This window comes from Nevskia soli DSM 19509 (assembly GCF_000711955.1).
GTDB lineage: Bacteria > Pseudomonadota > Gammaproteobacteria > Nevskiales > Nevskiaceae > Nevskia > Nevskia soli.
The window spans coordinates 1-23,042 of record NZ_JONR01000057.1 but is presented as its reverse complement, the minus strand read 5'-3'; the positions used below and the strand labels follow the sequence as shown (position 1 = coordinate 23,042).

Below are 23,042 nucleotides of genomic sequence, written 5' to 3'. Positions count from 1 at the left end.
GCTGCAACTGGACTTCCAGCGCCTTGATCTTCTGCTCGGGAGTCAGTTCGCCGGGTGTTGGGGGGCGTGTGCGGGGCATAGCACGGGATGATGCCTCAACACCCCAGCTTTGGCGCCCGTGCTTGCGCAGCCACACCAGCACCGTCGACCGCCCTTGGATGCCGTACCGCGCCTGGGCCTGCCTGTAGCTCAGTTCGCCTTTTTCGACCTGCTCGACCACCGCCAGCTTAAAAGCCAGCGTGTAGTCCCGCTGTGTCCGCTTAACGCCTGTCGTCATTGACTCGCCTCTTCTTGGTGGAAAAGGTGTCAACCCAGGACAGGACGGGTCAGCGCAAACAAAAAGGCGGCCACAGGCCGCCTTTTTTACATCGACAGGAAGCTTCAGCGCTGGATGTTGCGGCCGTAGAAGATTTCCATGATCTCGTGGTCGACGCGCTCGCGGATGCGCTTGGCATCGCGGGGCGGCAGTTCCGAGACGCCTTCGCCGAACAGGTAGGTGTCCAGGTCCAGCTGCTTCAGGCGCATCTTGGTGTGGAAGATGTTCTCCTGGTAGACGTTGACGTCCACCATGTCGTAGCGCTCCTTGATGTCGCGCGAGATGAAGTTCTGGATCGAGTCGATCGAGTGGTCGATGTAGTGCTTCATGCCGCGCACGTTGCGGGTGAAGCCGCGCACGCGGTAATCCATCACCACGATGTCCGACTCGAAGCTCTTGATCAGGAAGTTCAGGCACTTCAGCGGCGAAATCTTGCCGCAGGTGGAGACGTCGATGTCGGCGCGGAAAGTGCTGATGCCGGCGTCCGGGTGCGTTTCCGGGTAGGTGTGGACGGTGATGTGGCTCTTGTCCAGGTGCGCCACCACCGAGTCCTTTTCCACCTGGCCCGGCGTGGCCAGGCCGTCATGATGGCCTTCTGAAATCAGCATGGTCACCGAGGCGCCCTGCGGATCGTAATCCTGGCGCGCCACGTTGAGGATGTTGGCGCCGACGATGTCCGCCACCTCGGTCAGGATGGTGGTCAGGCGCTCCGCGTTGTAAGCCTCGTCGATGTACTCGATGTACTCCTGCTGATGCTGCGTGCTGCGCGCATAGCAGATGTCATAGATGTTGAAGCTCAGCGTCTTCGTCAGGTTGTTGAAACCGAGGAGCTTGAGCTTGGGATTATTGGTGGGCTTGGTCAACGCAGGCATCTCCAGATAAAGCCGCTATAAAGCTGAACGCCGCGACCGCCCGGGGGGCGCGGAAACGCGCATTATCCAGCCAAATTATGGCGAATGCGAGTACACAGGCGCCGCTTCACCGGAAGCGGCCGGACCGATGCAGCTTAACGGGCCAGGTTTGACGCCTTGGTGACAGCCACAAAGGCGGCCGTCAGGCGGTTTTCAGGGCAGCTCGACCAGCTCGAAGTCGTGGGTCACCGGGCAGGCCTTCTGCAGCATGATCGAGGCCGAGCAGTACTTCTCGGCGGACAGCTGCACCGCCCTCTTCACCTGGTTTTCCGACAGGCCCTTGCCGCTGACCGTGAAATGCAGGTGGATGCTGGTGAACACCTTGGGATCGGTCTCGGCGCGCTCGCCGGAAACCGCCACTTCGCAGCCGGACACCGGCTGCCGCGCTTTCTTGAGGATGTGCACGATATCCACGGCGGAGCAGGAACCGACCGAAAGCAGCATCATCTCCATCGGCCGCGGCCCCAGGTTGCGGCCGCCGATATCGGCAGGGCCGTCGATGACCATGGCATGACCGCTGCCGGTTTCGGCCATGAAGGCCGCATTCTCGATCCACTTCACCCGCGCTTCCATTGCCGCTCCGTTTCTGGCCGATTTTGCCCGCTTTTTGCGGATTTTGCCTGCGATCTGCCCGCAAATTATGGTACTTTTCAATACTATAAGGTGAAAGCTGGCCAGAAACTTTGGCCGAGCCGTCAAAAATCAAGGGGTTTCACGTGTTCGACAAACCAGTCGTCCAGGCCTTCGTAGGGATGGCGCACAAGCGCAGCTATCCGCCGAAACACACCATCGTCCATGCCGGCAGCGTGCCGCAGACCCTGTACCTGATCCTGGAAGGTTCGGTCAGCGTGCTGGTCGAGGACACCAATGGCCGCGAAATGGTCCTGGCCTATCTCAACCCCGGCGAATTCTTCGGTGAAATGTGCCTGTTCCCCGAACAGGAGACCCGTACCGCCATCGTTCGCACCCGTACCGCCACCCTGGTGGCGGAGGTCGGCTTCCAGGCCTTCCGCGCCTTCAACCGCGAACATCCGGACATCATGTTCGAAGTGGCCGGCCAGCTGGCGACCCGCCTGCGCGATACCAGCCGCCGTCTGCGCGACCTGACCTTCCTCGACGTCGCCGGCCGCCTGGCCCGCACCCTGCTCGACCTGACCCAGCAGCCGGACGCCAAGGTCAACGCCAAGGGCACCGTGGTACGCATCAGCCGCCAGGAACTGGCGCGCATCGTCGGCTGCTCGCGTGAAATGGCCGGCCGCGTGCTGAAGAAGCTGGAGGAAGACGGGCTGGTTGCCACCCAGGGGCGCAGCATCCTGGTTTCCAGCAGCGGGCGCCTCGCCGAGTACAAGGGCGACTAGGAAGCATGTCGCCGACGCGTGTCGTCCTGACAAGCACCGGGCCATCCATGGCCCGGACTGTTCAAACGAGCGGGTTTAGTAGCTGCCTCAATGCCGCGCCCGGACTCGGCTGCCGCATCAGCGACTCGCCGATCAGGAAGCGACGCACTCCCGCCGCCTGCATCCGCGCCACGTCCGCCCGCGTGAAGATGCCGCTCTCGGTGATCACTTCGTAACCATCGGGTATCAGCGGCAGCAGCTCCAGCGTCGTTTCCAGCCGCGTCTCGAAGGTGCGCAGATTGCGGTTGTTGATGCCCAGCAGCACCGGCCGCGGCAGCTTCAGCGGCAGCACCGCCTCCAGCTCCGTCCGGTCGTGCACTTCCACCAGCACGTCCATGCCCAGCCCCTGCGCCAGCAGCGCCAGCTCCTCCAGTTTGGCCGGCCGCAGGGCCGCGGCGATCAGCAGGATGCAGTCGGCGCCGATGGCGCGGGCCTCGATCACCTGCAGCGGATCGATCAGGAAATCCTTGCGGATCACCGGCAGCGCACAGGCGGCCCGCGCCTGTTGCAGGTACTCGTTGCGGCCCTGGAAGAACTTCTCGTCGGTGAGGACCGACAGGCAGGCGGCGCCGCCGCTCTCGTATTCCTGCGCGATCCAGGCCGGGTCGAAGTCAGCGCGGATCAGGCCCTTGCTGGGCGAGGCCTTCTTGATCTCGGCGATGATGCCGGCGCCGAGCTTGCCCGCTGCTGCGGACAGGGCACGGGCGAAGCCGCGCGGCGCGTCGGCCTGGGCGGCTGCCTGCTCCAGCGCGGCGCGGGTGGTGCGTTGCGCCAGCGCCGCGATCTCTTCGTGCTTGCGGGCCAGGATGGTGTCGAGGATGTCGGCCTTGGGAGCGTTCATGGTTTCAATTTTTGCGTGGTGGAGACAAACTGCTCCAGCTTGGCCCGCGCCGCGCCGCTGGCCAGGGCCTCGCCCGCCAGGGCGATGCCGGCGGCGATGGAGTCGGCCAGGCCGGCGGTATACAGCGCGGCGCCGGTGTTGAGCGCCACGATGTCGCGGGCGATGCCGGGCTGGTTGTCCAGCGCTTGCAGCAGCATGGCTTTCGATTCCTGCGCGTTCTCCACCCGCAGGTTGCGGCTGGCCGACATGGCGAAGCCGAAGTCCTCCGGGTGTACCTCGTACTCGCGCACCTCGCCGTCGCGCAGTTCGCCTACCAGCGTGGCCGAGCCGAGCGAGATCTCGTCCATGCCGTCCTTGCCGCACACCACCAGGGCGCGCTGCGCGCCCAGGCGCTGCAGGACCCGCACCTGGATGCCGACGAGGTCCGGATGGAACACGCCCATCAGGATGTTGGGCGCGCCGGCCGGGTTGGTCAGCGGGCCGAGGATGTTGAAGATGGTGCGCACACCCATTTCGCGCCGCACCGGCCCCACCGCCTTCATCGCCGGGTGGTGCAGCGGCGCGTACATGAAGCCGATGCCGGTCTGCTCGATGCACGCGGCCACCTGCTGCGGCGGCAGTTCGATGTATGCGCCCAGGGCTTCCAGCACGTCGGCGCTGCCGGACCTGGAGGAGACGCCGCGGTTGCCGTGCTTGGCCACTCGCGCGCCCGCCGCCGCCGCCACGAACATCGAGGCGGTGGAGATGTTGAAGCTGTTGGCGCCGTCGCCGCCGGTGCCGACGATGTCGAGGAAGTGTTCGTAGGCCGGCGTTTCCACCTTCAGTGCGAACTCGCGCATCACCTGCGCCGCCGCGGCGATCTCGCCGACGGTCTCCTTCTTAACCCGCAGGCCGGTGAGGATGGCCGCGGTCATCACCGGCGACACCTCGCCGCGCATCACCTGCCGCATCAGCCCGACCATCTCGTCGTGGAAGATCTCGCGGTGCTCGATGGTTCGTTGCAGCGCTTCCTGGGGCGTGATGGGCGGCATGCTATTTCCCCTCGAGGAAGTTCTTCAGCATGTCGTGCCCATGCTCGGTCAGGATCGACTCGGGATGGAACTGCACGCCCTCGATCGGCAGCGTCTTGTGGCGCAGGCCCATGATCTCGTCCACCGAGCCGTCCTCGTGCTGGGTCCAGGCGGTGACCTGGAATTCCGCCGGCAGGCTGGCGCGCTCCACGATCAGCGAGTGGTAGCGGGTGGCGGTGAAGGGCGAGGGCAGGCCGGTGAAGACGCCCTTGCCCTCGTGGTGGATCAGGCTGGTCTTGCCGTGCATCACCTGCCGCGCCCGCACCACCTTGCCGCCGAAGGCCTGGCCCATGGCCTGGTGGCCGAGGCAGACGCCGAGGATGGGAAAGCGGCCTTTCAGGCGCTCCAGCAGTTCCAGGCAGATGCCGGCCTCGTTCGGCGTGCAGGGGCCGGGCGAGAGCACGATGCGCTCGGGCTTGAGCGCCGCCACCTGGTCCACGCTGATCTGGTCGTTGCGGAACACCTGCACTTCCGCACCCAGCTCGCCCAGGTACTGCACCAGGTTGTAGGTGAAGGAGTCGTAGTTGTCGATCATTACCAGCATACAGAGCCTAACTATATGAAAATAAAGAGGCTCATTGTCGGATGATGCCGTCCGTACTCACATTTATATACACAGTGGGGTGCAAATTTTCACTGCGCGTTGAGTAGGCGCCTATTATCCGACGAATGGCAATCCAATTGGGGAGCTTCCGGACTTTTCAGATACTGGCTTTTCGCATTGCCCATGTAAAAGCTTCTGAATCCCGCCGCGGCAGTCCTCCTCGACGGTGCCGCCCCAGCGCCGCGCTGGCGCCACCGTATTGACTCCATTGCAATCGGGTCCAGCGCATCTGCAACGACTGCGCGGCCAGGTAGTCTGCCTCCTTCAGCCGGAGTATGCGATATCAGTGGCTGCCCGCCGAAGGCGAGTTCAAAGCGCCTCCAGCTCGGAAATATATGTTTCGGGCGCCAGGCCGCTCAGGACCTGCGCGGCCGACCATGCTTCCAGCGCCTGTGCCCGGGCCTGCGCCAGACGCGCTTCGGCCTCCACTCGATCGCGTTCATGGCGCAAGCTGTCTTCCACCGTCTGGGCGCCCACCTTGGTGAGCTCCTCTTGCACGGCGACAACCTGTTGGCGATAGTCCAGTTCGGTGCCCAGCGCCCGGACGTTCGCGACCGCTGCATCATAGGACGCCCGTAGCGCTGCCAGTTGGCTTCGCGCCTTTCGCTGCGTTGCGGTGGCGGTGTCACGCGCAGCGGCAGCTAGCGCGTCCGCGCCGGAGGTCTTTCGAAAAGCGCCAATATCGAGGGGTAGCGATACCCTGGCCCCCACGCTCCAAGTGTCCTGGTCATGTCCGCCGCCCTGATACTGGTAGTAGTCCGCCCCTGCGGAAAGGGACGGCCAGAGCGCCCGGCGCTCGGCCCGGGCCTGCGCCTCGGAGGCTTGCTCGCCCGCTTGGGCGATGCGCACGGGAAGAGCTTCTTTGGCATCACCAACATGCCATGCGGGTACCGATATCGCGGCCTTCGACGGGAGCTGTCGACGGCCCGATGCTTCTTCAAGCACAGCAAGTGCTTGCTCGCGCTCGCCATCGAGCCGTACCCGCTCTGCTTCGACGTGCGCCAACTCGCTTTGTGCAAGCTTGAGGTCGGTCGTACCCAGCTCGCCTGTGTTGACCTGGGCGGTTACGCGATCCACCATCGCGGCGATGTGTTGTTGCTGCATGCCAATAGCGAACCCTTGTGTCTCCAACGCCTGCAGCTGAACATAAGCGGTCAGGGTTTCGTGCAATTTGAGCAGCGTTTCCTGGCGCAGCGTCAGCTCGGCGGCGGCCAGATCCTGTTTGGCCGACTCCCGATTGGCGGCGATGACTCCGAACAGATCCACTGGGAGCGTATAGCTGGCACCAAATCGGAACTGGTTCCGCGCGAACGAGGGGTTGGCAAAGCCGGCCGGGCTCAGCACACCCAAAAAGCGATCCCCCTCGTAAGTAGCATCATCGGCCGATGCGCTGCCCGCACCAAAATAACGTGCCGATGCGGCTTCCACTTGATGGTCTGCGGCGCTCGTCCGGCTGCGCTGTGCGGCGATCGCCGGGTGGTCGAGAGCTCCGCGCAATAGATCGCCCAGCTCGCCAGCGCGAGCCGTACCGACACATGCGGCCAGCGCTGCCGCCGCTACCCTTCGCAGCCCTGGCCTCATTCCGAAAGCCGCTCCGTACCGTCGCCATCCGGGTGCGTGCCATTTTCACGTTGGTAGGCCAATACCTCATACCACATTGCATTCAGAATGCTGAATGCCGCCGCCAGTCCCAATCCCAATACCCATGTGAAATACCACATCGGAACTCTCCTAATAGAAGCCGTCGTGCAGACGCACCTCGGCCAGTCGGACACGCCCGCGCAATACCCGGAATACCCAGGCGGTATAGGCGAGAATGATCGGCATGAAAATCAGCGTCGCCACCAGCATGATCGACAGTGTCAGCCGGCTGCTGGAGGCATCCCACGCGGTCAGGCTGTGGGACGGATTGGTCGAGGACGGCAGCAGGAAGGGAAACAAAGCCAGTCCCGCGGTCAGGATGGTGCCGGCTTGCGTCACCGCGCTGGTCACAATGGCCAAACGGTCGCTTCGCAACCGCAGAAGCAGGGCCGTGAGCAAGGCGCCCGCGATCGCCGCAATTGGCGCGACCCATAGCACGGGCGTCCGGACGTAATTGCCGAGCCAGGCGCCCGGCAGAACAGACACGGTCTTGAGCAGGGGATTGGACGGGCCGTTCGGATCCGCCCCCGAGTCGATATGCAGCCCGGGTATGCCGTATGCGAGCCAGATGCCAGCCCCCACAAAGGCCAGGACGTAAACCAGTGCCGCAGCTTGGCCGATCGCCCGAGCGCGCTGGGCCAGGGGTTCTTCGCTTTTCAGCGCGGCGTAGGCGGCACCGTGCATTGCCAACATCCCCAGGCTCACGACCCCGGAAAGCAGCGCGAAGGGCTTGAGCAGTGCAAAAAAATTGAGCGTGAAGACCGGGCGCTGGAGATCATCAAACGAGAAGGGTAGACCCAGGAACAGATTGCCAATCGCCACGCCGAACAACAGCGCCGCAACTGTCCCGCCCAATGAAAGAGCCCAATCCCAGCCGTATCGCCAACGGAGATGAGTCAGCTTATTGCGGTAGTTGAAGCCCACCGGCCGCACGATGAAGGTCAGCAGCACAAGCAACATCGCCAAGTACAGGCCGGAAAATGATGCGGCGTACAGTAGTGGCCAGGCCGCAAACACTGCGCCCCCGCCCAGGATGAACCAGACCTGGTTGCCGTCCCACACCGGTTCAATCGCCTCCAACAGCGCGCGCCGCTCCGCGTCGTCGCGAGCGATGAAACGATACAGCGCGGCCAGGCCCAGGTCGAATCCGTCCATCACCGCGAATCCGATCAACAGGACGCAGAGCAGCAGCCACCAGATCAGGCGCAGCACTTCATAGTCAAACATGGAGGGCCCCCTTCGCAGGTCCTGCTGGTCTGGGCCAGTAGCCCAGGACGTCGGGCCCCCGCCGCGCCATGCGCTGCATCAGGAATATGTCGACTACAGCCAGTGCTGTATAGAACACGACGAAGCCGATCAAGGACAGCACTACCTGGCTGGCAGGAATCGGCGATGCGCCGAGGAAAGTCGGCAGCACGCCATCAACCGCCCAAGGCTGGCGACCATGTTCCGCCACAGTCCAGCCGACCTCGGCCGCGAGCCAGGGCAGGGGCAGCGACCACAGTGCGACGTAGAGAAACCCGCGATAGCGGTCGAGCCTTTGCATTGTGGACAGCAGGAAGGCGATCGTAAACAAGCCGATGAAGAAGAAGCCGAGGGCAACCATCAGGCGGAAGGACCAGAAAAGCACCGGGACGTTGGGGATCAAGGACTGCGCCGCCTTGTCGATGTCTTCCGGCGTGGCGGCGGCGGGGTCCTTGATGAAGCGGAGCAGCAGGAAGCCGTAACCCAGATCGGCTTTGTGCGCCTCCAGGTCCGCTCGCGCCTGTGTGTCGCGAGGATCGGCCCGCAGCTTCTTTAAAGCTGCATAGGCCAGCATTCCTTTCTGGATGCGGGTTCGTCCTTCCTCCACCAGTGGTTCGATCCCGGGTACCGGCGTATCGATGGAGCGCGTTGCAATCAATCCAAGCATCCATGGCACCTGCACCGCGGCGTGGGTAGTGCGATGCTCCACGTCGGGAAATCCGAACAGGGTGAACGATGCCGGCGCCGGCTCGGTCTGCCACATGGCTTCGATCGCAGCGATCTTCATCTTCTGATTTTCTGACAGGGTGTAGCCGCTCTCGTCACCCAGCACCACGACTGAAAGCGCTGATGCCAGGCCGAAACTCGCGGCGACCGTCATGGAGCGCTTGGCAAATTCCAGGTTACGGCCACGCAGCAAATACCAGGCGGAAATGGCCAGCACGAACATCGAGCCCGTGACGTAACCCGCTGACACGGTGTGGACGAACTTGGACTGCGCCACTGGATTGAACAGCACGGCACTGAACGAGGTGAGCTCCATGCGCATGGTGTCAGGATTGAACTCGGCCCCAACCGGATTCTGCATCCAGGCATTGGCAATCAGAATCCAAAGTGCCGACAGGTTTGAACCAAGGGCGACGAGCCAGGTCACGGTGAGATGGCCAACTTTCGAAAGCCGGTTCCAGCCGAAAAAGAACAGCCCGACGAAAGTGCTCTCCAGGAAAAAGGCCATCAGGCCCTCGATCGCCAGCGGCGCCCCGAAGATATCGCCAACGTAGTGCGCGTAATAAGCCCAGTTTGTGCCGAACTGGAATTCCATGGTGATGCCGGTGGCCACGCCCATGGCGAAGTTGATGCCGAACAGCAGGCCCCAGAACTTCGTCATCTGCCGCCAGATTTCACGCCCGGTCATGACGTAGACGCTTTCCATGATCGCCAGCAGGACCGAAAGACCTATCGTGAGCGGCACGAACAGGAAATGATAAAGCGCGGTCATCGCGAATTGCAGGCGTGACAGATCGACTACCAAGAGGTCATTCACGGCGACTGCGCTCCTGATGATGCAGGCTTGGATTCGGAGAGGAAGCGGGAGGCCACGGCGGCTCCGTTGGCTGGCGGGCGGTGGGACGGCGAAAAGAACCACCACCATAGGCCGCCCAGGGCGATCAGCTTGATCAGCAGCAGGAGCGCCATCTTCGATATCAGCGCGCGCGGCCAGTCGTTCTGCTGCGCGGCGACGCGGGCGCCGGTGTGGCGTTCACCGGCAGCGATTGCCGGGCTGAGAGGGGTATCGCCCATGTTCAAGTTCAGACCGCCCGAAGAACAGCTGCTTCGAGCTGGCCGTGTCCGAGTACGCCGGGTTGCTGCCAGACAGGCTGCCCATCACGAAATACCGTGAAGTTGGGAATGCTGCGCACCCCAAATCGCTGAGCTAGCGCAGGTTGCGACTCGGTATTGACCTTCAGCACGATAGCCCGGCCGGCGAGGGCTTTGGCTGCTTTCTCCACCTCCGGCGCGGCGGTACGGCACGGGCCGCACCAGGGAGCCCAGAAGTCGACCAGAACCGGGACTCGTGCCGCCCCGACGATCGCATCGAACTGCGCCTCGGTAGCGTCTAGCGGCTCAGCCAGTGGCCGCAGTTGGGCATGGCAGGCACCGCAGCGCCCGACATCAGCGAGGTGGCCAGCGGGAACCCGGTTGGACCGCCCGCAGGCGGGACAGCTGCGCAGCAGGCTCATTCGGACACCTTTTCCTTCAAGCGGACGATGCCGAGTGCCTTGAGTACATATTTCTCGAACACGGGCTCGGTGTTGCCACTCTTCATCTTGCTGATGAAATACTTCTCAAATGCGATCTTGGCCAGGTGAACCCACTTGCCCTGCTTGGCCCAGGTGAGGTTGCGCGGCGGGATCTGCGGCAACGCGACAAACGCGACGCCGTCGTCTCCCATGTCTGCCAGACAAATGGCGTTCCAGGTCGCCTTGTGCGTGACCGGCTTTCCAGCCAGCTCCTCCTTGATGTTCTCGACGATGGCCGTGACCATGGACTCGATCATGTAGCCGGTCTTGGGCGCGCCGGTTGGGATCGGAGTCGCCTCGACCGGAGGAATAGCAACGCACACACCCGCCGAGTAGATATTGGGGTACTTCGGATTGCGCTGATACTCATCGATCTGCACGAAACCGCGCGGGTTGCACATTTCCTTGACGGCCGCCACGGCATCCACCCCCTTGAAAGCGGGTATGAACATGGTGAAGCGCGAGGGCAGTTCCAGTTCCTTCACCGCCTGGCCCTTGTCGTCGTGCTCGGCGACGCGCACGGCATCGGCCTTCGCCTCCAGCAGCTTGGCGTTGGTGATCCACTTGATGTGACGCTGGCGGAGAGCCGACTCCAGCAGTCCTTTCGAGTCGCCGACGCCGCCGAGTCCCATGTGGCCGATATAGGGCTCGCTGGTGACGAAGGTCATCGGAACCTGGTCACGGATCTTGCGCTTGCGCAGATCGGAATCAACGATCAGCGCGAATTCGTAGGCAGGGCCAAAGCAGCTTGCGCCCTGCGCGGCCCCAATAACGATGGGCCCCGGATTCTTGAGAAATTCCTGGTACGCGACCCAGGCACGACTTGCGTGGGGCGTAGTGCAAACTGACTGGGTATGGCCCTCCGGTCCGAGCCCTGGAATCTCGTCAAAGGCGAGCTTGGGTCCGGTGGCGATGATGAGGTAGTCGTAACTGAGTTCCTGGCCGTCGGCCAGACTAAGCTTGCCAACCGCGGGGTCGAGCCGCGTCACCGCCTGGGGTATGAAGCGGATGCCCTTCTTTTCAAGCCGGGGCGCCAGTGGTACGACGATTTGCTCCGGCTGGCGCCAGCCCACGGCCACCCAAGGGTTGGAAGGCGTGAACTGGAAGTGGTCAATCGCGCTGACCACGGTGATGCGGTGCTCCTCGCCCAGCTTCGCGCGCAGATCGTACGCGGCCGGAAGGCCGCCGATTCCGGCGCCCATGACAACGATATTGGCCATGATTCGCTTGCTCCTCGGCCGGGCCGCATTGGCGCCTTTCGCATCCTGCGCGCCGTCCGCAGTCCTGCCATTGATGTGGATCAATTCGCGCTGCGCCAGCGGCAAGCACACTCGCACTTGCCAACTATATCGAACGCAGTTACATTAGAGATCACTAATTTAGTAATGTCAAATGTATGACCAGGACGGCGACGCGAAAGATTGCGGAAGTGGAGCTTCCAGCGCTTCACGAGCTCGAGCTGCATGCCGGCGAGGCGGAAGCCCTGCTGCGGGCGATGGCCAATCGACATCGCCTGATGATCCTGTGCACGCTGTCTCAGGGCGAACTTTCGGTTGGAGCGCTCAACGAGCGCGTGCCGCTGTCGCAGTCCGCGCTGTCGCAGCATCTGGCCGTACTGCGCGCCGACGGCCTCGTGTCGACGCGTCGCGAGTCGCAAACGATTTATTACAGCGTCCCTGACGGCCCTGCCCTGGACATCATCCACGTGCTGTATTCCACCTACTGCTGTGCCCCTGGAGCCAAGGGGTCGCGGCGCAAGAGGGTCAGCAAATGAGTTCTCAAATCTGGATTGATGTGCCCAACGCATGCACGCCGGCCGAGGGCCTGTGCACGGGCGGCCGACCGCGCCCCGAGCACCTGGAGCAGGCGCGGCAACGCGGCGTGAAGATGATCGTCAACTTGTGCCCGCCGTCCGAGCCATCGGACTACGACGAGGCCGCCGTCGTCAGATCGCTTGGGATGGTCTACGTGAACATCCCCGTTGCCGGCCCCGCCGATCTCACCCCGGCCAATGCCCGCAAGCTGGCCACAGCTCTGAGCGATGCAGAAGCAGGGCCTGTGCTGGTGCACTGTGCGAGCGGGAATCGCGTCGGCGCCCTGTTCGCCTTGAAGGCCCATTTCGTCGACGGACTTCCGATCGAAGAGGCCGTCAATGCCGGCCGCGCCGCAGGGCTGAAGATTCTCGAACCCGCCGTCCGAAACATCCTGGCAGGCCACTGAGCCACCAGAACTGGAGAAACAGCCATGACCGTCACCACTTTGCCCAGCAGCCAGACCGGAACCAATGTCGACCGACTGGTGTTCCGCTTCGCCGGACTCTTTGTTCTGGCCTCCCTGATCCTGTCACAAGTCCACAGCATCCATTGGCTGTGGTTCACCGCCTTCGTTGGCGCAAACATGTTGCAGGCGTCCTTCACCGGGCTTTGCCCCTTGGCCATGATTCTCTCCAGGCTTGGGGTGCGCAGCGGCGCGGCGTTCTGCGCCGCTGACAGAAAATAACGGCGGCTGGAGCGGACCATGTCGATGCGGGCAATGATGCTGGTCGCGCCTTTGGCCCTGGCTGTGGCCGCTTGTGGCCACGATTCCGCGCCCCCGCCGTCGACGGCGACCGATCCGCATCTGGCCGTGGTGCGCGTAGAACTTGGGCCAATGGATCATGAGCAGGCCTTTGATGGGGTACTCGAAGCCGTAAGCCAGTCTACGGTGTCAGCCCAGACCGCGGGCCGCATCGTGGAACTGCCGGTCGATGTGAATACGGCCGTACAGAAGGGCGACATCCTGGCTCGGCTGCGTGACGCCGAGCCCCGCGCCCGGCTGGATGCGGCGCAGGCGGCCCTGAAGGAGGCTCAGGCCGGGTACGGTCGCGTCAAGGCTGTGTTCGACAAGAAGCTGATCCCCCAGGCGCAGATGGACCGCGCGACAGCGGCTCGCGACGCTGCGCAGGCAGCGGTTGATGGAGCACTGGAGCAAGAGGGACAGGCCCTGATTCGCGCCCCGTTCGCCGGAATCATCACTGCACGACATGTCGAGGTTGGTGAGCTTGCGGCCCCTGGCAGGCCGGTCGTGACGCTGCTGTCGCTGGACCGGCTGCGCGCGGTGGTGGATGTGCCGCAGCAGTTCGTAGGCGCGCTGCGCGGCAATCCGGCGGCGCGGGTCATTTTTCCGGACGGCGCTTCCGTGGACGCCTCCGCAGTGGTCTTCTTTCCTTACGCCGACGAACATACCCACACGTTTCGGGCGCGCGTTGAGTTTCCTGGCGCCGGTCCGCATGGGATCTATCCGGGCGAATTGGTGAAGGTTGGGTTCAAGCTGGCCAGCGCATCGGCCCTGACGGTCGTAGAAGCCGCGTTGGCGCAGCGCGGCGAGGTGACCGGTCTCTATGTCGAGGATGCACAGCACCGGTTGGAGTTCCGTGCCGTCCGTACGGGTAGGACCGTGCAAGGCGGTCGGATCGAGGTTGTGGCGGGCCTGGCGGCCGGCGAGCAGGTGGTCAGCGATCCAGTCGCGGCTGCCGAGGCGGTGCGCAGGCAGGAAGGCGGGACTCCATGAGCGGCGCGTCGGCACCGCGTCTGGGGATCGCCGGGCGCATCGCCGCTGCTTTCCTTGAATCCCGCATTACGCCGCTGCTGGCGCTGGTCGGGCTGCTGATGGGCCTTTTTGCCCTGATGGTCACGCCGCGGGAGGAAGAGCCGCAGATCGATGTAACCATGGCCAATGTGTTCATCCCCTTCCCGGGGGCCTCGGCCAAGGAAGTGGAGCAACTGGTCAGCAACGGCGCCGAGCAGGTGGCTGCGGAGATCGTGGGCGTAGACCATGTCTTTTCCGTCTCCCGGCCTGGCATGGCGGTGCTGACGGTGCAATTCAAGGTGGGGCAGCCGCGGACCGAGGCGATCGTGCGCTTGTACAACGCATTCTATGAGCACCAGGATTGGCTGCCGCGCGACGTCGGCGCCGGTCCGGTGCTGATCAAGCCCAAGGGCATCGACGATGTGCCGATTGCCGCGCTGACGCTGTGGAGCGATGCTCCGGGTATGGACGGCGGCCAGCTCCTGCGGGTGGCACATACGCTGGAGACCGAGCTGAAACGGGTGCCCGGGACGCGCAACATTTACAGCATCGGCGGACCAGAGCGCATCGTTCACGTCGCGCTGGACGCGCGTCGCTTGGCGGCCTACGGCCTGGCTCCCTCCGACCTGCGCCAGGGCTTGACGGTTGCGAACCGCTCCGCGGATGCCGGGGTGCTGGTGCGCGACGACCAGGACATCCAGGTGCAGGCCGGCACCTTCCTGATGCGCCAGGAAGAGGTCGGTGAACTGGTAGTGGGCAGCTACCAGAACCGCCCGATCCATCTGAGCGATGTCGCCGAGATCCGCTTCGGCGACGAGACCCCTCAGAACTACGTTACGTATTGCACCGGCGCGGCTACCAGCGCGCCACCTCACGGCTGCTTCCCGGCCGTGACCATCGCCATATCGAAGAAGCCCGGTGAAAACGCGGTCGTCGTCGCCAACCACCTGATCCATCGCTTCGACCAGCTACGCGGCGTCTATGTGCCCAGCGCCGTGCACGCCACCGTGACGCGCAATTACGGCGTGACCGCCGCTGACAAGGCGACGACGCTGATGGAAAAGCTGGTGTTGGCCACTGGGTCTGTGGTCCTGCTGGTGCTATTTACTCTCGGGCGGCGCGAGGCTGTTATCGTTGGCGCCGCTGTCGTGGTGACGCTGTTGATCACGCTATTCGCTTCTCGCATGTGGGGCTTCACCCTAAACCGTGTTTCCCTGTTCGCGCTGATCTTTTCCATTGGCATCCTGGTGGATGACGCCATCGTGGTGGTGGAGAACATCCACCGTCACATGCTGATTGGAGGCCGGCCGCTGCGCGAGGCGGTGCCGCTGGCGGTGGATGAGGTCGGCGGGCCAACCATTCTGGCCACGCTGACGGTGATCGCGGCGCTGCTGCCGATGGCCTTTGTCTCAGGCCTGATGGGCCCTTACATGCAGCCGATCCCGATCAACGCGAGCATGGGCATGCTGATCTCGCTGGCGGTCGCCTTCGTACTGACTCCCTGGATGTCGATGCGCCTGCTCGGCGGCCACGTGACTCCAGCCGCTCACGGCGGCGGCGATGATCGGCTGTTGGCTTTCTTCACCCGGCGCATGACGCCCTTCCTCCGTGGGGCGTCCGGCCGTGGGGCGCGTCTGAAGCTGCTGGGCGGGGTGCTGGCCGCGATCCTGCTGTCACTGGGTTTGGCGGGAGCCAAACTGGTGGTGTTGAAAATGCTGCCGTTGGACAACAAGTCGGAATTCCAGGTCGTGGTGGACATGCCGGCCGGCACCTCGCTGGAGAAGACCCAGCGTACGCTGCAGGCGCTCGGCGCGTACCTGCGAGGCCTGCCGGAGGTCCGCGACGTCGAGTCGTATGCCGGCACCGCGGCTCCGATCAACTTCAACGGCTTGGTGCGTCAGTACTACCTGCGGCGCGAGGCCTACCAGGGCGACCTGCAGGTCAACCTGGTGGACCGCCATCACCGCTCCAGGCAAAGCCACGATATCGCCATGGCGGTGCGCGAGCCCCTGCAGCGGATCGGCGCGGCGCTTCAGGCTAACGTCAAGATCGTGGAGGTGCCGCCTGGCCCGCCCGTGCTGGCACCGATCGTGGCCGAGGTCTACGGTTTGGACTATGGGCGACAGATGCAGCTGGCCCGCGAGATCGAGAAGGCATTCCGCACGGTTGATGGCGTAGTGGACGTGGACACCTCCATCGAGGCACCACAACAGAAGCTCGTGTTTGCCGTGGACCGCCCGAGGGCGGAACGGCTTGGTGTGAGTCAAGACGCAGTGGTTGACGCGCTCACCATGGCCCTGCGCGGCGCCGACCTATCCTATTTGCACAGCGAACAGAGCAAGTACCCGATCCCGGTGCGGGTCGAGCTGCCCCTGGAACAAAAATCCGACCCCGACAACTTGAAGTTGCTGCGGGTTCGCTCGCGTGACGGAAGTCTCGTGCCGGTCGGCGAGTTGGCCACCGTGGAACGCAGCCCGCACGAGCAGTCCATTTACCACAAGGATCTTCTGCCGCTGGTCTACGTCGTCGGCGACATGGCTGGGCATACCGATAGCCCGCTCTATGGCATGGCGGGAATCTCATCGGCACTCGGGAAGATGAACCTCCCGGGGGGGCAACCAATCGAGCAAACGCTGATCGCCCAGCCCGAAAGCCCGATCGCCGGCAGCCTGAAGTGGGACGGTGAATGGCAGATCACCTACGAGACTTTCCGCGACATGGGCATTGCCTATTCGGTAGGTTTGGTGCTGATTTATCTGCTGGTCGTCGCACAGTTCGGCTCCTACGGCATTCCGCTGATTATCATGGCGCCGATTCCCTTGACCCTGATCGGGATCATGCCTGGGCACGCCTTGCTGGGGCGGCAATTCACGGCCACCTCCATGATCGGCATGATCGCGCTGGCCGGCATCATTGTGCGCAACTCCATTCTGCTGGTCGACTTCGTGCAGCTGGAAATCGCGCGGGGTCGGCCGCTGCAGGATGCGGTGATCCGCGCAGCCGCCGTACGTGCCCGCCCTATTGCGCTCACGGCGCTCGCCGCGATGATCGGCGCTCTGTTCATCCTGGACGATCCGATTTTCTCGGGTCTTTCCGTCTCACTGATCTTCGGCACGTTCGTCTCCACCGTGCTGACCCTGTTCGTCATCCCCGTTGTGTACTACGCCTACCACTACAAGGCGGCGCAGGCCCCCGCAACATCGATCCCCGCTTCGAGTGATACACCATGAGCAAGAACTATCGCGACATCACCGATTCCATCTCCGCGTCCCTGGCCAAACTGCGCGCCGGGATTCCGGATGTGACCAAGGGCTTCAGCGCGATGGCGCAAGCCGCCACAAAGGCCGGAGCGCTGGATGCCAAGACCAAGGAACTCATTGCGCTCGCACTCGGGGTGGCGGCGCATTGCGATGCCTGCATTGGATTCCACGTCAAGGCGCTGGTTCGCCTTGGCGTGACGCGTGCCGAGCTGGAGGAGGCGCTGGGCATGGCCGTCTACATGGGCGGAGGGCCGTCACTCATGTATTCCGCCGACGCGCTTGCTGCATTTGAACAGCTGTCCGAGCCGGAACAGTCTGCTTCCCATGCCAAAGCAGCTTGACATCAGTTCAATCGCTGGCGCCGCGTCTGATTTGCGTGCAGTTGCGAGCGATAAACGATTGCTGCTGATGCTCATGCTGCTTGAGGGCAGCTATTCAGTCGGTGATCTGGCAGTCACATCGGGGATAGGGCAACCAACTCTGTCGCAGCAGTTGGGCGTGCTTCGCAAAGCGGGGCTGATCCGTTCGACGCGTGCGGGCAAGAGAAATCACTACATCCTCACCAAGATGGCAAGGGAGCGTTGACAGTCGCCAGAGCCGCCATGGAAGTCGCTAGCAAGTCGGGCTACGAACGTCAGGATTCCAGAATCCGCGAGAGCTTCTGAAGCCCTACCGGAGCGTCCTTCATCCATGGCACGACGAAGGTTTGTTTCGACAAGCCTGTCGTCAGGCGCGCCATCTGCAGCCGCTCGCCATCCAGTCTGGCCTTCAGTAGCGCATCATGGGTGCCAGACGCAAGCAGGGACTTGTTGACGACCCAGGCATACGGCTCAATGCGAGCGCGGCGCAGATCATTCTGCAGGGCAGAAGCCTGCGACACGGGCGTGACCTCGGGAAGTGTGACAAGGATGATCCGGGTGTAGGCTGCGTCCTGCAGCCGCATCAGCGGCGTGACGATGTGCGCCGAGCCGCGACCCTCGAACTCCCGCGTCATTTGTCGGTGATAGGCGCCGGTCGCGTCGATTAGCAGCAGCGAGTGACCGGTCGGTGCGGTGTCGAGGACGACGAATGCACTGCGCGCTTCGGAGACCGTGCGCGAGAACGCATGAAATACAGCAACTTCCTCGGTGCAAGGCGATTGCAAGTCCTCCAGCAGCAGTGCCTGCTCCTGTGCATCGAGACCCGGCGACCGTGCTGCCATGATCTTTTCGACGTAGCGCTGCGTTTCCAGCTTTGGGTCGATGCGGTCGACCTTGAGTCCGGGAAGTTCGCCGTCCAGTGTCATCGCCAGGTGTGCGGCGGGGTCGGTCGTGTTGAGGTGCACCGCGTGGCCCCGACGGACCAGTCCTATCGCGATGGCGGCGGCGATCGTGGTCTTGCCAACGCCTCCCTTGCCCATGACCATGATCAGGCCGCGCTCGCTGGCGGACAGTTGATCGACCAATTTATCGAGGTGGTCAAACACCGGGGTCGGCATGTCTACGGCCGGCGCATTGGCCATCGGCGGAACATCGCTCAGCAACGCTCGTAGTGCCGGCAGCCCTACCGTGTCGAACGCGCGAAGCGGAACTATGGTCTGCGGCAGTGGGCTGAGCGCAGCGGGCATGTTCTGGATCGCCTCCTGTCCGAGTTCCTCGATGGCATGGGCAACGTCATCGTTTGGATCGCTGGCCTTGAACACCCCGTTGATCACGAGGCGCTGATTGTTAAGACCAAGCGCCCGTAATTCGTCCGAGGTTCGCGCTGCCTCTGCAAGAGTGCTGCGATCCGCTCGCGCCACTAAAACGACCGTGGTCTGTGTCGGATCGCATAATGAAACGAGCGCAGCATTGAAGCGCTCCTCCTGCATTTTTAGACCGGAGTGTGGGCCGAGGCAGGAAGCGCCGCGGTCATTGTCCTTGAGAAAGCCGCTCCAAGCTTTTGGCAGGCTCAACAGTCGCAGCGTATGCCCTGTCGGCGCCGTATCGAATACGACGTGATCGTAAGACGAGGCGTCGCCCGTCAGCAGGTTCGAGAACTCGTCGAATGATGCGATTTCGGTAGTGCAGGCGCCAGAGAGTTGTTCCCGCACCTCGGCCCGGTCAGTCTCGCTGGCCTCTGGCCCCATCTGCGCCAGCACGCGCTGGCGATAGCTCTCGGCAGCAACGTCAGGATCGATGTTGAGCACCGACATTCCGGGGACGCCGGGCACCCGCGTGGCCGTGTTGCTAAAGCGCACACCGAGCATTTCATCGAGGTTCGAGGCGGCATCTGTGCTGACCAGCAGTACACGCCGACCGGAGTCCGCCAGACCTACGGCTGCCGCCGCCGAAAGGGAGGTCTTGCCGACTCCGCCCTTGCCTGTGAAGAATAGGTGGCGCGTCGGATTTGGCAGCAGTTCGATGCGGCTCTTCGCAGACAGGATCAGGGTTCTGATTTCCGGAGCGGTCAGAACTCTACCCACGGAGAGAACCTTGTCGTCGATGGCCAACGCAGGAGTCAACGTCACTCCATGCGCCAGGATCTGTTCATGATCTGTGATTTTCACGATCTCCGCGCTTTGCCCAAGCGCAACCAATGCTGTGCGCGTGTTCTCCGTCAGCGCGATACACCGCGTGCATCCGGAGCCGAGGATCTTGATCTGCACAGTGTCTCTCCCGATAAAGCGCTTGGGCGCCACGTGGGTACATGAGCGCAGACATTTTCATAAAATAGCCGACGTGCAGGGCGTGCCAGTTGACCCAGGTCAAAGCGCGTTGGTTGATCGTTTTGGAAAGGTCGGCCGCAACTTCTTGCACTCGCCGTAACGCTCCCCAAATAATCTTTGAGATCTCGGGGGCCGACGGGGCAGGCGCCCGACGAAAGGCGGTGGTGAATGACTGCTTCCAAGCTGCGAAGTTGGGGTGACGACCGTACCTTCATGGACCACAAATTCCCGCACGCGGGTAGGCGAGAGCGACTGCGTGCCCAAATGAGTTGATCGGACCGCCTGCTAAGCGAACGTATGCTACTGGGGGGCTCGGTCATTCAACCAGCCGCTCCCGGCTTGCAAAGGAGTCAGTGGCGGATGTCCGTTATCAGGCAACATAACTCATATCTCCTGTGCAAGGCCCTAAGCGGTCCTGCTCGGGCAGACCATGCACTCTGATCAGAGATCGTGCCACCGCAGAGACGGAGCGGCCCGTCGCGCGAATAGCTGGCGACGCTCCGCTCCTGCAGGGGCTCAGCTCTTCTCGCGCTCACCGGCCTCTTTCGTCTGCGGCTCGCCGAGCTTGAAACCCTGTTGCTTGAGGCGCTCGAAGTGGCCTGGGGCTCGTTATCGTCGCCCGGATTGTAGAGGCGCATGGCGGCCACGATCGAGATCGGCAATGCCGATGGCGGCGGCACCCTTGTCTGAATGTGTTTCCGGGTGCCTACCGCGCCGGCTCACATAGCTTGAGACCGGGCGGCCCGCTAATCGTCGCGTCCTTCGCCCTCGCCCCTGCCGCTGCGGTGGCATTCAACGCAATTGTCGAGTTGCCGGATGCCTTCTTCGGCATGCTGGGCACGGACCCTCTCCGGCGAATGTTCGTGGCAACCGAAGCAGGTGTAGGTACGGAAGTCGTTCGTCGTATGGCAGGCCGCGCACTGGGCCTGGTGCTCTCCGGTTAAGGGAAAGTAGCGGTCGTGCTCGAACGTTGCCGGCTTCCAGCCGTTCTGTGAGTGACATTGCGCACAGCCCCCGGAAATTGTTCCGTGCAAGCTGTCATTGGGTTTTGAGTGGCAGGATTCGCAGCGTTGCCGCACCTCGGGCAGGAGCAGTTCGTGCGAAAAGCGATGGGCGCTCGACAGCTTGCGTACGCCCTCGTGCTCACCGTGGCAGGCCAGGCAATCCCTGTCCGACAGATATTGATGAAACGGCACCGGGTGCCTGTCGCGCAGGAGAACTCCCTGGGTAGTTGCAATCCCGATGGAATCAGGTTTGTGGCAGGCGATGCAGCGTTCGGCCGAGGCGCCGCCAAATGGCACATGGCAAGCAAAACAGTCGTGGCCCAGGTCGCCGTGGACTTTGGCCACCGGGCCTGGTGCCAGCATCTTTTCCGGCAACACCAGGGCCAGGGCTGCAAGCACCGCGATCGCGGCCAGCAAAACGAGCAGAACCGGACGCTTCATCGCCAGCCCCAGAAGGTGAAGATGCCCAGCACATGCCCGGCGGCGAGCGCGCCGAACAGGAAGGCAACCGGAAAATGCACCGCGCGCCACTTCATCATCGCATCGACGGCAATGGCGTCCCAGAATACGGCCTGTTCGATCTCCGCCTCGGACCTGCCCCCTTGCTGCAAGGTAGCCTTCGCCGCGAGCAGGCGTCGGCGGGCGCGCTGCAGGAGGTACTTGCCGGTAAGGCCGCTGGCGACGTTGACCAGCATCCCTACGACGGCCAACCACGGCAGGAGTGCATTGAAGTGGATGCCTGCGTGCACTAGCACCAGCATTGATCCCAGCCAGGCCATGAACTCGTGCCAGCGCAGGAGCGTGCCAGGATTACCGCTGGTGATCACCTTGCGCTTGCGCAACGAGTAAACGAGCGACCCCAGAATCAAGAGCGTGCCAGGGATACCCAGATAGCGCCCGAGCCAGACTATGTCTTGCTGGTGCAGTAGATAATCCCCAATCAGCGCCGCCCCGATGAGGGACGCAAAGATTGCAGTGAACGGGACAAGGTCGCGGCGGATGACGGAGGTCGGCATTTTCTTTTGCACCCGTGCGGTCCTTGTGAGTGAAGCTGCCCCTCTACATAGAAAAATCCAGTTAGCCATGCGCTGCATTGACCTGGATCAACTGTCATTGCGGCAATGCTGGCTACAGTGGGCAGTCGCTTGGCGGGTACGAGTAATCCATATATGCCCCAGACTCCTCACGTCGAGAAGCATTTCACCGCCGGCGAAGCCGTGCGTGATATCGTGATCGGCATGTCTGATGGTCTTACTGTGCCCTTTGCACTGGCGGCGGGCCTGACTGGCGCGATCTCGGACTCGCACGTGATCCTTACTGCCGGATTGGCCGAGGTCGCCGCCGGTTCCATCGCCATGGGCCTGGGTGGCTTCCTGGCCGCACGCAGCGATACCGAGCACTACGTTAGCGAGCTTGCCCGCGAAGCTCACGAAGTGGAAACGCTGCCGGAAGTCGAGGCCAAGGAGGCGCGCGACGTATTCGAGAGCTTCGGCCTATCCCCCGACGAGAGCAGCAAGGTCGTCGAATCGCTCCGTGCGCGCCCCAAAGACTGGATCGCTTTCATGATGCGCTTCGAGCTTGGCCTGGAGGCGCCGGAGCCTGGGCGGGCCTGGAAAGGGGCGCTGACCATCGCTCTGGCCTACGTCGTCGGAGGCCTGATTCCGCTGAGCGCCTACTTTGTCGTGGGCGACGCCAGACAGGCGCTATGGAGCTCGGTTGTGGTCACGCTGATGGCTCTGGCTGGGTTCGGCGCGGTGAAAGGGCATTTCACTGGCGTGTCGACGCTGCGCAGCGGCGCGCAGACGACGGTCATCGGCGGTCTGGCCGCCGCTGTGGCTTTCGTCATCGCGCGACTGGTGGCTTAGTGACGCGCGGGGCGGTCACGGCGGCTGGCGGCCAAACCTAATCCGAGTGATCAGAGTGCCCAGCAGCGCCAGCGCTATGTCCTTCTGCGCGTCCCAGATGTTGCCCTGCGTGCCGAGATAGGCTTGGCCGAGGAAGCCTCCGAACACCAGCACGGCGGCCCATTCGAGCAATTCGTACAGCGCGGAGATCGCCGTCACCACTGCCGTGGTCAGCGCCAGGGAGGCTCCCTGGGCACGCGGCAGCACGCTGGCGAGGGCTTCCCGCATCGGCCGGAAGCAGAGCAGGCCGAAGGAAAAATGTACCAAGCGATCGTATGCGTTGTGCGAGAAACCGA

The 23,042-nt window shown here is 63.2% G+C and carries 25 protein-coding genes and 1 pseudogene; 9 read left to right on the top strand and 17 right to left on the bottom strand.

Annotation, left to right across the window (positions count from 1 at the left end; genetic code table 11):
- The 3 genes and pseudogenes from BP26_RS30770 to BP26_RS0121105 all read right to left on the bottom strand — a co-directional run.
- Positions 1-277, bottom strand: a pseudogene (locus BP26_RS30770) (IS3 family transposase); the annotation flags it as partial.
- 104 nt (positions 278-381) lie between these two features.
- Entirely contained in the window at positions 382-1,188 is an 807-nt protein-coding gene (gene speD / locus BP26_RS0121110) for an adenosylmethionine decarboxylase (RefSeq protein ID WP_029922546.1), read from the bottom strand.
- Between the two features lie 192 nt (positions 1,189-1,380).
- A complete protein-coding gene (locus BP26_RS0121105) occupies positions 1,381-1,800 on the bottom strand; it encodes an OsmC family protein (RefSeq protein WP_029922545.1) in 420 nt (139 codons plus the stop codon).
- A gap of 143 nt (positions 1,801-1,943) precedes the next feature.
- Between BP26_RS0121105 and BP26_RS0121100 the strand changes: the two genes are divergently transcribed.
- On the top strand, positions 1,944-2,585 hold the full coding sequence (locus tag BP26_RS0121100) for a cyclic nucleotide-binding domain-containing protein (protein ID WP_211255004.1): 642 nt from the start codon (positions 1,944-1,946) through the stop codon (positions 2,583-2,585).
- Positions 2,586-2,646: 61 nt separating this feature from the next.
- On the opposite strand, the gene trpC is transcribed toward BP26_RS0121100, so the two are convergent.
- The 10 genes from trpC to BP26_RS0121055 form a co-directional block, all read right to left on the bottom strand.
- A complete protein-coding gene (gene trpC, locus BP26_RS0121095) occupies positions 2,647-3,465 on the bottom strand; it encodes an indole-3-glycerol phosphate synthase TrpC (RefSeq protein ID WP_029922543.1) in 819 nt (272 codons plus the stop codon).
- The gene (gene trpD / locus BP26_RS0121090; protein ID WP_029922542.1) at positions 3,462-4,496 is read right to left on the bottom strand and encodes an anthranilate phosphoribosyltransferase; all 1,035 of its coding nucleotides are present in this window, start codon (positions 4,494-4,496) and stop codon (positions 3,462-3,464) included. Before trpD ends, trpC begins: the two co-directional genes overlap by 4 nt.
- A gap of 1 nt (position 4,497) precedes the next feature.
- Complete coding sequence (locus BP26_RS0121085; RefSeq protein ID WP_029922541.1) at positions 4,498-5,079, bottom strand: anthranilate synthase component II; 582 nt, start codon at positions 5,077-5,079, stop codon at positions 4,498-4,500.
- Positions 5,080-5,448: 369 nt separating this feature from the next.
- Positions 5,449-6,720 carry a TolC family protein gene (locus tag BP26_RS0121080; protein WP_029922540.1) on the bottom strand — a complete coding sequence of 424 codons (1,272 nt, stop codon included), beginning with the start codon at positions 6,718-6,720 and terminating at the stop codon, positions 5,449-5,451.
- A complete protein-coding gene (cydX, locus tag BP26_RS28895; RefSeq protein ID WP_084183303.1) occupies positions 6,717-6,860 on the bottom strand; it encodes a cytochrome bd-I oxidase subunit CydX in 144 nt (47 codons plus the stop codon). The genes BP26_RS0121080 and cydX overlap by 4 nt, the downstream gene beginning before the upstream one ends.
- A 10-nt stretch (positions 6,861-6,870) precedes the next feature.
- The gene (cydB, locus tag BP26_RS0121075) at positions 6,871-8,007 is read right to left on the bottom strand and encodes a cytochrome d ubiquinol oxidase subunit II (RefSeq protein ID WP_029922539.1); all 1,137 of its coding nucleotides are present in this window, start codon (positions 8,005-8,007) and stop codon (positions 6,871-6,873) included.
- A complete protein-coding gene (locus tag BP26_RS0121070) occupies positions 8,000-9,568 on the bottom strand; it encodes a cytochrome ubiquinol oxidase subunit I (RefSeq protein ID WP_245611863.1) in 1,569 nt (522 codons plus the stop codon). Before BP26_RS0121070 ends, cydB begins: the two co-directional genes overlap by 8 nt.
- Positions 9,565-9,825 carry a cytochrome oxidase putative small subunit CydP gene (gene cydP / locus BP26_RS29765; protein ID WP_029922537.1) on the bottom strand — a complete coding sequence of 87 codons (261 nt, stop codon included), beginning with the start codon at positions 9,823-9,825 and terminating at the stop codon, positions 9,565-9,567. The genes BP26_RS0121070 and cydP overlap by 4 nt, the downstream gene beginning before the upstream one ends.
- 8 nt (positions 9,826-9,833) lie before the next feature.
- Positions 9,834-10,265, bottom strand: a complete 432-nt coding sequence (locus tag BP26_RS0121060) for a thioredoxin domain-containing protein (protein ID WP_029922536.1) — start codon at positions 10,263-10,265, stop codon at positions 9,834-9,836.
- Complete coding sequence (locus BP26_RS0121055) at positions 10,262-11,545, bottom strand: NAD(P)/FAD-dependent oxidoreductase (protein WP_029922535.1); 1,284 nt, start codon at positions 11,543-11,545, stop codon at positions 10,262-10,264. The genes BP26_RS0121060 and BP26_RS0121055 overlap by 4 nt, the downstream gene beginning before the upstream one ends.
- A 176-nt stretch (positions 11,546-11,721) precedes the next feature.
- Here BP26_RS0121055 and BP26_RS0121050 point away from each other — a divergent pair, with 176 nt between their 5' ends.
- The 7 genes from BP26_RS0121050 to BP26_RS0121020 are packed head-to-tail and all read left to right on the top strand — an operon-like array spanning position 11,722 to position 17,737.
- Entirely contained in the window at positions 11,722-12,099 is a 378-nt protein-coding gene (locus BP26_RS0121050; RefSeq protein ID WP_051749259.1) for an ArsR/SmtB family transcription factor, read from the top strand.
- Positions 12,096-12,545: a protein tyrosine phosphatase family protein gene (locus BP26_RS0121045; RefSeq protein ID WP_051749258.1), complete on the top strand. Its 450-nt coding sequence runs from the start codon at positions 12,096-12,098 to the stop codon at positions 12,543-12,545. Before BP26_RS0121050 ends, BP26_RS0121045 begins: the two co-directional genes overlap by 4 nt.
- Positions 12,546-12,569: 24 nt before the next feature.
- A complete protein-coding gene (locus BP26_RS0121040) occupies positions 12,570-12,824 on the top strand; it encodes a YgaP family membrane protein (protein ID WP_029922532.1) in 255 nt (84 codons plus the stop codon).
- Positions 12,825-12,842: 18 nt separating this feature from the next.
- Positions 12,843-13,874, top strand: coding sequence for an efflux RND transporter periplasmic adaptor subunit (locus tag BP26_RS0121035; protein WP_036517576.1), 1,032 nt, complete (start codon positions 12,843-12,845; stop codon positions 13,872-13,874).
- Positions 13,871-17,122 carry an efflux RND transporter permease subunit gene (locus tag BP26_RS0121030; protein ID WP_029922530.1) on the top strand — a complete coding sequence of 1,084 codons (3,252 nt, stop codon included), beginning with the start codon at positions 13,871-13,873 and terminating at the stop codon, positions 17,120-17,122. Before BP26_RS0121035 ends, BP26_RS0121030 begins: the two co-directional genes overlap by 4 nt.
- On the top strand, positions 17,119-17,493 hold the full coding sequence (locus BP26_RS0121025; protein ID WP_029922529.1) for a carboxymuconolactone decarboxylase family protein: 375 nt from the start codon (positions 17,119-17,121) through the stop codon (positions 17,491-17,493). Before BP26_RS0121030 ends, BP26_RS0121025 begins: the two co-directional genes overlap by 4 nt.
- On the top strand, positions 17,477-17,737 hold the full coding sequence (locus tag BP26_RS0121020) for an ArsR/SmtB family transcription factor (RefSeq protein ID WP_029922528.1): 261 nt from the start codon (positions 17,477-17,479) through the stop codon (positions 17,735-17,737). The genes BP26_RS0121025 and BP26_RS0121020 overlap by 17 nt, the downstream gene beginning before the upstream one ends.
- A 49-nt stretch (positions 17,738-17,786) precedes the next feature.
- Here BP26_RS0121020 and arsA read toward each other — a convergent pair whose 3' ends face one another.
- The 3 genes from arsA to BP26_RS0121005 all read right to left on the bottom strand — a co-directional run bounded on the left by arsA (position 17,787) and on the right by BP26_RS0121005 (position 21,870).
- Entirely contained in the window at positions 17,787-19,778 is a 1,992-nt protein-coding gene (gene arsA, locus BP26_RS0121015) for an arsenical pump-driving ATPase (protein ID WP_084183304.1), read from the bottom strand.
- 806 nt (positions 19,779-20,584) lie between these two features.
- Positions 20,585-21,283, bottom strand: coding sequence for a class III cytochrome C family protein (locus tag BP26_RS0121010; protein WP_036517575.1), 699 nt, complete (start codon positions 21,281-21,283; stop codon positions 20,585-20,587).
- A complete protein-coding gene (locus tag BP26_RS0121005; protein WP_245611861.1) occupies positions 21,280-21,870 on the bottom strand; it encodes a hypothetical protein in 591 nt (196 codons plus the stop codon). Before BP26_RS0121005 ends, BP26_RS0121010 begins: the two co-directional genes overlap by 4 nt.
- Before the next feature lie 141 nt (positions 21,871-22,011).
- Here BP26_RS0121005 and BP26_RS0121000 point away from each other — a divergent pair, with 141 nt between their 5' ends.
- A complete protein-coding gene (locus BP26_RS0121000) occupies positions 22,012-22,707 on the top strand; it encodes a VIT1/CCC1 transporter family protein (protein ID WP_029922524.1) in 696 nt (231 codons plus the stop codon).
- 15 nt (positions 22,708-22,722) lie between these two features.
- Here BP26_RS0121000 and BP26_RS0120995 read toward each other — a convergent pair.
- The coding region (locus tag BP26_RS0120995; RefSeq protein ID WP_029922523.1) for a DUF2238 domain-containing protein at positions 22,723-23,042 on the bottom strand (320 nt) is incomplete at its 5' end.

Excerpts from the sequence above, each read along its gene's own strand:
- speD (WP_029922546.1), bottom strand. The coding sequence starts at position 1,188 with ATGCCTGCGTTGACCAAGCCCACCAATAATCCCAAGCTCAAGCTCCTC.
- BP26_RS0121105 (WP_029922545.1), bottom strand. The coding sequence starts at position 1,800 with ATGGAAGCGCGGGTGAAGTGGATCGAGAATGCGGCCTTCATGGCCGAA.
- trpC (WP_029922543.1), bottom strand. The coding sequence starts at position 3,465 with ATGAACGCTCCCAAGGCCGACATCCTCGACACCATCCTGGCCCGCAAG.
- trpD (WP_029922542.1), bottom strand. The coding sequence starts at position 4,496 with ATGCCGCCCATCACGCCCCAGGAAGCGCTGCAACGAACCATCGAGCAC.
- BP26_RS0121085 (WP_029922541.1), bottom strand. The coding sequence starts at position 5,079 with ATGCTGGTAATGATCGACAACTACGACTCCTTCACCTACAACCTGGTG.
- BP26_RS0121080 (WP_029922540.1), bottom strand. The coding sequence starts at position 6,720 with ATGAGGCCAGGGCTGCGAAGGGTAGCGGCGGCAGCGCTGGCCGCATGT.
- cydX (WP_084183303.1), bottom strand. The coding sequence starts at position 6,860 with ATGTGGTATTTCACATGGGTATTGGGATTGGGACTGGCGGCGGCATTC.
- cydB (WP_029922539.1), bottom strand. The coding sequence starts at position 8,007 with ATGTTTGACTATGAAGTGCTGCGCCTGATCTGGTGGCTGCTGCTCTGC.
- cydP (WP_029922537.1), bottom strand. The coding sequence starts at position 9,825 with ATGGGCGATACCCCTCTCAGCCCGGCAATCGCTGCCGGTGAACGCCAC.
- BP26_RS0121060 (WP_029922536.1), bottom strand. The coding sequence starts at position 10,265 with ATGAGCCTGCTGCGCAGCTGTCCCGCCTGCGGGCGGTCCAACCGGGTT.
- BP26_RS0121055 (WP_029922535.1), bottom strand. The coding sequence starts at position 11,545 with ATGGCCAATATCGTTGTCATGGGCGCCGGAATCGGCGGCCTTCCGGCC.
- BP26_RS0121050 (WP_051749259.1), top strand. The coding sequence starts at position 11,722 with ATGACCAGGACGGCGACGCGAAAGATTGCGGAAGTGGAGCTTCCAGCG.
- BP26_RS0121045 (WP_051749258.1), top strand. The coding sequence starts at position 12,096 with ATGAGTTCTCAAATCTGGATTGATGTGCCCAACGCATGCACGCCGGCC.
- BP26_RS0121040 (WP_029922532.1), top strand. The coding sequence starts at position 12,570 with ATGACCGTCACCACTTTGCCCAGCAGCCAGACCGGAACCAATGTCGAC.
- BP26_RS0121035 (WP_036517576.1), top strand. The coding sequence starts at position 12,843 with ATGTCGATGCGGGCAATGATGCTGGTCGCGCCTTTGGCCCTGGCTGTG.
- BP26_RS0121030 (WP_029922530.1), top strand. The coding sequence starts at position 13,871 with ATGAGCGGCGCGTCGGCACCGCGTCTGGGGATCGCCGGGCGCATCGCC.
- BP26_RS0121025 (WP_029922529.1), top strand. The coding sequence starts at position 17,119 with ATGAGCAAGAACTATCGCGACATCACCGATTCCATCTCCGCGTCCCTG.
- BP26_RS0121020 (WP_029922528.1), top strand. The coding sequence starts at position 17,477 with ATGCCAAAGCAGCTTGACATCAGTTCAATCGCTGGCGCCGCGTCTGAT.
- BP26_RS0121010 (WP_036517575.1), bottom strand. The coding sequence starts at position 21,283 with ATGAAGCGTCCGGTTCTGCTCGTTTTGCTGGCCGCGATCGCGGTGCTT.
- BP26_RS0121000 (WP_029922524.1), top strand. The coding sequence starts at position 22,012 with ATGCCCCAGACTCCTCACGTCGAGAAGCATTTCACCGCCGGCGAAGCC.